This window comes from Prevotella sp. MGM2, assembly GCF_002933955.1.
Lineage (GTDB): Bacteria > Bacteroidota > Bacteroidia > Bacteroidales > Bacteroidaceae > Alloprevotella.
Genome location: NZ_BEWW01000295.1, coordinates 1 through 9,167, shown reverse-complemented (window position 1 = coordinate 9,167; position 9,167 = coordinate 1). Strand labels below are relative to the sequence as shown.

Below are 9,167 nucleotides of genomic sequence, written 5' to 3'. Positions count from 1 at the left end.
CGGCAGCTTTCACAGCCTTGCGAACCTGTACACCGGAGATGGTGTAAACGTTAACCTTGGCATTGTTGTCGACGATAACACCGCCTGCAATGCCTGTGGTGAGGCTGCCGCCGGTCAGTTCGATGAAGGCGTCACCGGTTTCGGTAGTTTCAACGTAGTTGATGTAACCGCTGTTGCCGGGGATGCTGCGGTTGCCGCTTGTTTCAGAGCTGATGTAGGTCAGATTACCGTTGCGGAACACGCCCTTGCCGAATACGTCCCAACTGAGGTTCTCACCCGTCATAGTACCGGTGATAGTACCGTTTTCAGGATTAACAACTTCGAATACGTAAGGAATGTTGAAAGGATCGTAAGCGTCGAGGTTCATCGTGTAGCTGATGGTATCAGTTGTCTGGAGGATGAACGGCGTGCCGGCAGGGATGATGTCACCGTCGTTGATGGCTTTGAGCTCAAGTGTGGGGTTATTCTCGCCTTCGCCGGCCTTTTCGCCAAGCAGGGTGTAAGCCTGAGCCGATTCTTCTTCAACGTAGTATACACCGAAAGGCAGAGTCATGATCTGGTAACCGTCTCTTACAGTAGGCCAGGTGGCATAAAGTGCGTCACTTTCTGTCTCAGGTTCGAATGCGTCTATTTCTACAAACTTGACGTTGGAGTTGGTAGCGGCTCCTGCAACATTCCATGTAACCATGTTGACGCCGTCGCCTTGGAAGTTCATATAAACATCCTTGTCGTTGTACTTGCCGATGATGAGATTGAAACCTCTAGGAATCATTGCAGACTGGTAGCCGACCAGCGCCTTTTCTTCAACATTGCGCAGTGCGGTGCTGAGCTTGTTCTGGAGAGTGTCAAGGTAGAAACCAGTAGCCAAGTTGCGCAGAGCGATCTGGCCATTGCCGCATTCTTCAACTTTCCAGAGATAGTTGAGGTTTGTAGCAGGGTCAATCTCATTGAGAGTGTCAACAACATATTTCAAGGTAGAACCGTTTCCGGTAGCGTAAACAAGAGCGTTTTCGCCACGGGCGTCAGCACTGGAGTTGGAAGCTCTGACACCGCGGAGAGCGTAAATCTTGCCAACTTCCGGCAGAATAAGGGTACTGTTGAGAGTGGAGATGGCAGCTTCGAGCTGAGCCACAAGTTCTTCAACCTTGCTCAAAGTGATGGCTTCACCCTTTTCGTCAAGGTCGGTGAGATAGGCTTCTACATTGGCAACAACTTCATCGGCTGCAGTTTTTGCTTCAGCGGGGAACATACCGATTTCTTCACCAAGCAAAGAGTTATAGGCATTAAGTTTCGATTTTGTGTCGCTCAAAGCCGTCTTCACAACTTCGCTGTCGGCGAATTCCTTAAGGAAGTTATCGTAGGCTTGCTGCAGGTTGTCGATGATTTCGCGGGTTGCGGTGCCTTCATTGTAAGCAGCGCTGGCAATCTTCAAGTTCTCAGCTAAGGCGTTACGTACGGGTTCGCTTACGGCCATGAAGGCTTTAGAGGCAACTTCATCAAACTTACCGGCATAGGCACGGAGTTCTGCAATGGTGAAATACGGAATGCCGCCGAGTTCGTTGGCGTTGCCCGGACCTCTGGTGTCAAGACTGACATTTGAGAGGACTTCCATGCGAACGTACTGGTAAGTTGCGCCAAGATCAAAGCCGGTCATGCCACCAGCATTGGCAATGAGAGAGTCTACTTGTACGCCGTCTACAGTGCGCTGGTAAGTGCTGGCTACATTTTGCTTAAGGGTATAAGTGCCGATGTAGTTCCACTTGCCGGTAGCATTCGTTGTGTCGTTTGCTGCATAGATGTTGACTTTGGTGGGAGTAAGGTTCTGATTGCTCCAAGGACGACGGGCGTACTTCAAGGTTACAATCTGCATCTGTTCGCCCAGGTCGAGATCAAGGCAGTGGTACTGGCCGGCAGGAGCGTAGGCAGAGGACCATGCAGAGTGGAAGTAAGACTGCATGTCACCGTCAAGTAAGGCTGCAATGGAACCTTCGCCTTGGTGCTGAGCGTTAGAGGTGATTTGAGTTTCAGAGAGAAGCTTGCCGTCAGCAGGGATAGAGAACACACCGTCGTTTTCGGCTTCGTCCGTAGTGTAGATGCGCTCTTTATTGTAAGTGGCAGAAGCATTGAGGTAAAGTTCGTTCAGTTCTACGTTAAGACGTTCTTGAGCCAGTTCCTCAACCACGTTTTCAATCATCTGAGGATCAACAGTGATGAACTTCCAGCAACCGCGGGGAGCAGCAACATTGTTCCAGCGTACAACGCCAAAACCATAACTGTTTTCGCCAACTTCAGAGTCGTGTATCTGTTGTCCGTTTGTGCCGATTACTGTGAAGTATCCGGTTTTGCCAGGTACTGAAGTCGCTGTTTCAATATTGAAGGCAAAGGGTGTATCGCCAACTTTCTGAACTGTGTAGTTCTCATCGGTGATGGGGCCGGCATATTTACCGGTACTGTAGTTCTTGAGGCTATACGTACCGTCTTCACCTTTTATTACTTGCCACCAGAAACGGGCATCGGTAGTAGAAACATTGGCGGCTTCGGGAATTGTATAGCTGCGTTTTGCACGCAATTCGTTGCCGTCTGTATTAAGATAGTCGTTTACACCGGAGAAAAGGTAATAGTATTTGCCATCTTCCAAGCCAACGAGGCTGGCATCGAGCGTGGCTTTGGCTTCGGCAATCTTCGCATAGATGGCAGCACAGGCCTCATAAGAGGTGGCGCCTCCGTCAATCGCAGTTTCGAATTCGGCCCAAACCGTTTTCATGTTCTCTATGGCTGCAGCGGAGTAGCAACCAACATCGTTTCCAACAGGATAGGAGTCGAAGTCGGTATTGTTGTTGAATAAGGCTGTGGCCAAGGTATAGAGAGCTGTGCTGTAGTCTTCGTTTGCGTATTCGCTGTAAGTTTTGAAACCAACCTGGTTGGTGTCAATGTAGCTCAGGAATTGACCGCCTTCATAGGCGCAGAAATAGATGTAGCGCTTGTTGCCTTCTTCGTCAACTTCAAGGTTGGCATCGCAAATGATGTAACCGCCGACTACGGGGGTGGCAATTGTTCCACCTACGCCGATCCAGGCGCGGGGATTGTCGGTGACAGGTTCGTAGGTGACGCCGTCTTTGATGGTGTTCTCGGGGTAACCTTCGGGAGCAAGAATGGTGCATTCGAAAGCCTGTTCCACATCGTCAGTCCATTCCATGATAGAACTTTCACGGTCTTTTTTCTTGAGATAACGACCGGTGGCTTCGTTTTTGATGCGATAAGTGTCATGTTCTTCACCTGTCACTTCGTTGGTCATCGTACCTACCTTCTCGATGATGAAGATACCATAGGAAGAGGGGTCAGTCTCTACCCATTGGTTGGGATACTTGCCATTGTTGTTAGGTGTTGCGGGTACTTGCAGGTAGGAACCTTCTGGCTGCATCCAGATGTTGCCGCCGGTCTGCCCTACAGGGGTAATGACCACCTTCATGCCATCTGTCACCTCAGTGACAAATTCCCCAGGATAATACATGTGGGGGAATGCCGGCAGAGATTGTGCTTTGGCGGTGCCTAAACTGGTAAACAGTACCAGGCACAACGACAAAAACAGTTGTAACTTTTTTCTCATAAAAGCATAATTTATTAAAGTAAAACAATATAATTTTTCATTTAAGGGTTCAAATGTAAGAAGAGTTTTTAATATAAACAAATATTTTAATAAAAATATGTGGTGGTACTTACGGCTTTGTTCTTTGAAAACCGTAATTGTGGCAATAAGGACTGTTTCTTTCGGGGTTACAAACAGTTAGTAAACGATGATGTCTTTTTATGTAAGGAAAAATTGTTCGGGAAAACACTTGACGGACGTGGCTTGAAGTTGCTTTTTTTGAAGAAAAATCCGGTTATTGGTTTTAATGCTGTCTGTTTTTCAGGTATGGGGTTCCGTATTGCTGTACACAAGAGAAACCGTCTTATTGGATTTCTCTCTCTCTGCGTGTAACCGGAGAAAATGCGGAGATAGAAAATGCCGTGTTTTGTTTGTGAAAATATTAGTCGGATTTTATGGGAACACTTCGGGCGGAATTTATAATCTGCTTTTTCAAAATATAGTTTGAAGTATTTCGTCCTTGTTGCCTGAAGTGTAATGAAGGGGCAAATATGTTAGAGAAAATATCCTCGGCCAGACGGATAACTTCTTCGGCTATGACACGTGCGGCGTCAGGTTTAGCCAAGTGCAGGATGTTTTTGCTCAAAATTGTCAGTCCTGCTGAGTTGTTCACTGTGTTGATGGCCAACGGCATCAATGTTTGTACGGCTTCGGCATCGGAAACGTAGATAGCCGCATCCTTGTCTACCAAAGCCATGGCGTTTTTTGTCTGATGATCTTCTGCTACATTAGGGGATGGAACCAATATGACCGGTTTTCCCAGAAGACATAATTCGGAGATGCTGCCTGCTCCGGCACGCGAAATGACCAGATCAGCCGCAGCGTAGGCATCGTTCATGTTACTGATGAAGTCCATTACTCTCAGATTGGTTGGACAATGGGCTTCTTCCAGCCGGCGGGCTATTTCTTCGCTGTAGAACTTGCCTGTTTGCCAGATGAACTGTACGTCTGTTTGCCGCCGTATGAGCGGAATATGATTCAGAACGCTTTCGTTGAGCGTGCGTGCCCCTAGTGAGCCGCCCACTATGAGTATTGTTCGGCGGCCACTCTCCATGCTGAATTTTTTCAGGGCCTCTTCACGGTCGGGCATAGCCGTAAGGAGGTTCTGTCGCACGGGATTGCCTGTCAGAACTATGCGGTCGGCCGGGAAGAAACGTTCCATGCCTTCGTATGCCACGCAAATTCGCTTTGCCTTCTTAGCTAGGAGTTTGTTGGTTACGCCGGCATAGGAATTTTGCTCTTGCAGCAGAGTGGGCACGCCCATCCGCTGTGCCATGTTCAGTGTGGGGCCGCTGGCATATCCGCCTACTCCGACTGCCACATGAGGCTGGAAATCTCTGATTATTTTCCGTGCCAACTGCCTGCTTTTGAAGAGTTTGAGCAATACGCCGAAGTTTTTCAGCAGGTGTTTGCGGTCAAAACCGGCAACGGGCAGACCTTTTATGTCGTAGCCTGCGGCAGGGACGCGTTGCATTTCCATTCGTCCCTCGGCGCCGACAAACAGTATGCGGGCATCGGGGCGCAGTTCGCGTACAGCGTTGGCTATTGATACAGCCGGAAAAATATGTCCGCCGGTGCCGCCGCCGCTGACAATTACTCTTAATTCTTTATCCATACACATTACCTTATTATAATATAGGGGCAAAAATGAGCCGAACCATGAAGAGGGTGTCCGGACCCGGCCTAAGGAAAGGCCGGAATCGTCCTGTTTGTCTGACCGTTATCTGTTATCTGCCGTTCTGGGCTTGGATGAAGTGCTCCAGTTCGGCTGTGCACTTTATGACGGTCCACAGTTCCTTCTGACTCTCAGATACGAGTTTCTTGTCGCAGAGGTCGCGGATGGCGGCTGTGATTGTGTCCCAACATCCGTCTACGTTGTAGAGTATGACCGGTTTACGGTGGATGCCGATGGTGTTGGCAGCCATGACGGTAAACACTTCATCGAGTGTTCCTATACCGCCCGGCAGTGCGATGAGCAGGTCGCTTTCGCGCACCATGACGGCTTTGCGGTCGTTGAGGTCGACGGTGGGAATTGTGATGTCGAGCGTGTCGCTTACCAGATTGCGGTCTGTCAGAATCTGAGGTACAACCCCCATTACGCGGCCTCCGGAGAATTTTACGCTACGGGCGAGAATTTCCATCAGTCCTTTTTTCGCACCGCCATATACGAGTGTCCGTCCGGTCCGACCTATCCATTCTCCCACTTCTTGAGCCGCCTGTATGTAGCTGTCGGGCAGGTTGTCCTTTGAAGAAAGAAAAACGCCTATTCTCTGCATGTGTTGTTTAATTGTGTTGTCGGTTTTTTCAGCGTACGGCGATGCACTCTATTTCCACGCGGGCGCCTTTGGGCAGTGTTTTCACCGCTACGGCCGAGCGTGCCGGTGCCGTTCCGGTGAAGAAGGTGGAATAAACCTCGTTCATTTCCGCAAAGTCTTCCATGTCGGCCAGAAATACGCACGTCTTCACTACATTTTCCATGGTCAGGCCGGCTTCGGCCAGAATGTTTTTGATGTTGATGAGCGACTGTCGGGTGAGTTCTTTCATGCCGCCTTCGGCAAATTCGCCTGTTGCGGGATTGATGGGCAACTGTCCCGAAACGAATATCATGCCATTGGCTTCGACGGCCTGGCTGTAGGGGCCGATGGCGGCCGGTGCCTGTTGTGTGGAAATTGCTTGTTTCATGTCTTGATGAGTTGTTTATGAGACGTGAGCCTTGCTTCAGGCTCTGTCTCAGGATTTATTCAGCGCAAATATAGCGAATAAACCTCATATTCTGTCGGTCTCCGGTGTTTTTTCATGAAATATAAGGGCTGCCGGCGGCTTTGCCATTTATCTTCGTGGTGCGACGGATGGCGAGAAAGGTGTTTTTCATGATGGCCTGCACTGCCATGCGGCCAGTGCCGACCACGCCAGACAGGCCGCGCGCATGCCGAGTGGCAGCGGCAGGGGGAGCAGCAGGCAGGCTATGGCACATTGGGCGTGGAGCAGGCGTAGCGTGCGGCACGGCGATACGTCTTCTTCGAGCAGACGGCTGTAAAGAGCCGACAGACGCCTGACACAGGCCGTTGCCTCCAGGCGGGCAAGTTTTTCGGAAAGGTTGCGGGCGGGCGATGCCGCGGGTGTACTGTTGTGCCGCATGCTCATGGGCGGTACCGGAAGGAGGAGTGTTCTTTTGGACATGATTCTCTTTGTTTTGAAAGGTTTTCACGGCAAAGGAACACTCCTTTTGTGACACGTGGCGTCACATACCTATTTTTTGTGTTAAATTTTGGATGTGATTCTTCAGATATTGAATGAATTCCGGCGAACCGGTCACTTCGATGTCATCGTAAAGTCCCAACACGAAGCGTCCGACGCCCTTGAAGCTGCACACTTCCGTTGTGAGCCGGTGCCGTCCGTCATCGCAGAGTACCAGCTGGTCTTCGGCTGCGGGAAACTCTTCAAGCAGCAGGCTGGTGGCCAGTCTTCCGAGAAGGAGTGTCACTTCGAAACGGTGTTCTCCGCTAAAGTGGAACAGGTCTGTGAAAAAAGGCGCGTGTTTGTCCTTGTGCGCCCACAGGAGGTCGAGCACCTCCACACTTCCGGCACGGCCCACCTTGAAAGTCTTGTTCATGCCCGAATTGATTTCGTAGCAGCGCACCTCGCTGTTTTCGGCCAGAAAGAGGTAAGGTTCCACCAGGCGGTTGTCGGTTCGGTCGCTGTTGGGCGATGAGTAGTCCTTGAGCATGACCACACGTTCTTCTTGAATGGCGCGGAACAGCAGGCTGAGGTTGCGCGCCATGCGCTTGTCCACACCGTGTGCCGCCAGCACCTTGGGGTCGTAAATCATTCCCAGCTTTTCGCGCAGGTGGCGCATTTGCGGCGAGTGGTCTATGACGGAATGGAGCACCTGATTGATGACAAGCGCCTCGTCCGTGGTGAAATGTATGCGTTCGGTGATGGTGTGGAAAAACGGCGATGAGTGGTCTATGCGGTAGCGTGTGCCTTCCTTAATGACGATGAATCCCATCTGCCTGAACGCTTCGATGTAGCGATAGATAGAACGCTTGCTCATGTGCAGGTCCCGGCTGATATCCTCAATTGTGAGCAGGCGGTTTTGGGTAAGCAAAACCATCAGGCGTAATTGCCTGTCAAATTTTTCTAATTCCATTTTAATATTCCAGTCATGTTATGTTGCGGGCGCAAATTTATAACTTTTTTTGAATAAAAATACCATTTAGACACTCATATTCTTTTATCAGACTTTGACCGCTAAGGTCTCGTGCCGGCTGAGGCCTTGGCCGTGTCTGTAAAACTTTTCCGGGCGGCACGGGATTGCAGAATAGAGCCTGAAAGCGTGATTTTAACATTTCTTGCTTTTACCTTTTTTATTGTGTATCTTTGTAACAGCGAAGCGGACTGTCTTTGAGAGATAGGCCGCTTTTTCGTGTTTTTACAGGGATAAACACCGGTAAAAACAGGTTGTTTCCGGTCGGAAAAACATTACTTGGAATTTAAATTCCAAGTATTCGCGTTAAAATTCCAATACCGGTTTTTTCTCCTTCACTGCTTCAAACCTATGTTTTAACACTCCAGAGTGTTACGGAAGGTTAAATATGTTAAAGTCGAAAAGCAGATTCTGTTCTTTTACAACAGCATGAAAACAGGCATTGTGCCTGCGGGGCGAGAGTGTCTTCGGCAGTCGTTTTAAAGCTCCTGCGCCTTCAAACTGAGGCGACCATTGTTTTTTATATGCTGATAAATATGTATCTTTGCAGCGCTACAACGGTTGGCATCCCCTTGCCAAGGGGGCCATTAAAAGGGAAACGGGTGAGAATCCCGTACAGTCCCGCTGCTGTAATTCCTTCGTTGGTTCCAAACCATCACAGGAAAGCCACTGCACTCCGTCTGCTCTTTTGCGATATGTGCGGGAAGGCGTTTGGAATAAGGAAAAGTCAGAAGACCTGCCGTCGGCATTATGCGTTTCGCCGCCTCCGAGGAGAGGCCTTGACGCCCGTTTCATTTCAATGGCATTTATGCGTTTTTGTATGTCCTTTAGGAGCAGCCGCCGTCTCGTGCGGCTTGTTGCCTCATGGCCTGTCGCCGTTTTGTGAGGCTATCCGTCAGCCCATGCGGCCCGCTTTGCCGCAGTCCCCGACGACACCTTGTCAGAAGCTACCGTCACGGCCGGCCCTTCTTTGCCCCGACTCACGGCAGCCGTTTCTGTGGAGCGGTTTGACAGTCTGGCGCTGCTGCGCCGTGGCGTCACCGGGCTTTCTGACGCTTTGCGGCGCATGGGCGGTACGCTTGTGCGCGATTACGGTGGGGCCGGCGGACTCAAAACCGTCAGTGTGCGTGGCCTCGGGGCGGCTCATACGGCCGTAAGCTACGACGGCTTGCCGGTATCGGCCGACCGCAGCGGACAAGTGGACCTGAGCCGCTTTTCCAGTCAGACCCTGTCGGCACTTACGCTTGCGGTGGCCGATGCCCCTGTAGGGCAGACCGGCGGCAACATCTGGATGCAGCCAGAAGGTTCCTACCT

At 50.5% G+C, this 9,167-nt stretch carries 6 protein-coding genes, 1 pseudogene and 1 riboswitch; of the genes and pseudogenes, 1 reads left to right on the top strand and 6 read right to left on the bottom strand.

The features are described from left to right. From C5S62_RS10360 to C5S62_RS10330, 6 genes and pseudogenes are all read right to left on the bottom strand, one after another. Positions 1-3,607 (bottom strand): discoidin domain-containing protein (locus tag C5S62_RS10360; RefSeq protein ID WP_133159578.1); only part of this gene is annotated, 3,607 nt, incomplete at its 3' end. Positions 3,608-4,154: 547 nt separating this feature from the next. Continuing rightward, positions 4,155-5,261 (bottom strand): annotated as a pseudogene (murG, locus tag C5S62_RS10350) (undecaprenyldiphospho-muramoylpentapeptide beta-N-acetylglucosaminyltransferase); the annotation flags it as partial. Between the two features lie 112 nt (positions 5,262-5,373). Beyond that, positions 5,374-5,922, bottom strand: coding sequence for a TIGR00730 family Rossman fold protein (locus tag C5S62_RS10345; RefSeq protein WP_104405308.1), 549 nt, complete (start codon positions 5,920-5,922; stop codon positions 5,374-5,376). A 28-nt stretch (positions 5,923-5,950) separates the two neighbouring features. Beyond that, on the bottom strand, positions 5,951-6,328 hold the full coding sequence (locus C5S62_RS10340; RefSeq protein ID WP_104405307.1) for a RidA family protein: 378 nt from the start codon (positions 6,326-6,328) through the stop codon (positions 5,951-5,953). Between the two features lie 186 nt (positions 6,329-6,514). Next, positions 6,515-6,826, bottom strand: a complete 312-nt coding sequence (locus C5S62_RS10335; RefSeq protein ID WP_133159577.1) for a hypothetical protein — start codon at positions 6,824-6,826, stop codon at positions 6,515-6,517. 61 nt (positions 6,827-6,887) lie between these two features. Beyond that, the gene (locus tag C5S62_RS10330) at positions 6,888-7,796 is read right to left on the bottom strand and encodes a YafY family protein (RefSeq protein ID WP_104405305.1); all 909 of its coding nucleotides are present in this window, start codon (positions 7,794-7,796) and stop codon (positions 6,888-6,890) included. Positions 7,797-8,394: 598 nt separating this feature from the next. Further along, positions 8,395-8,612, top strand: a riboswitch (cobalamin riboswitch). Positions 8,613-8,790: 178 nt separating this feature from the next. Between C5S62_RS10330 and C5S62_RS10325 the strand changes: the two genes are divergently transcribed. Next, positions 8,791-9,167: TonB-dependent receptor (locus C5S62_RS10325; protein WP_133159576.1), on the top strand; the 377-nt coding region annotated here is incomplete at its 3' end.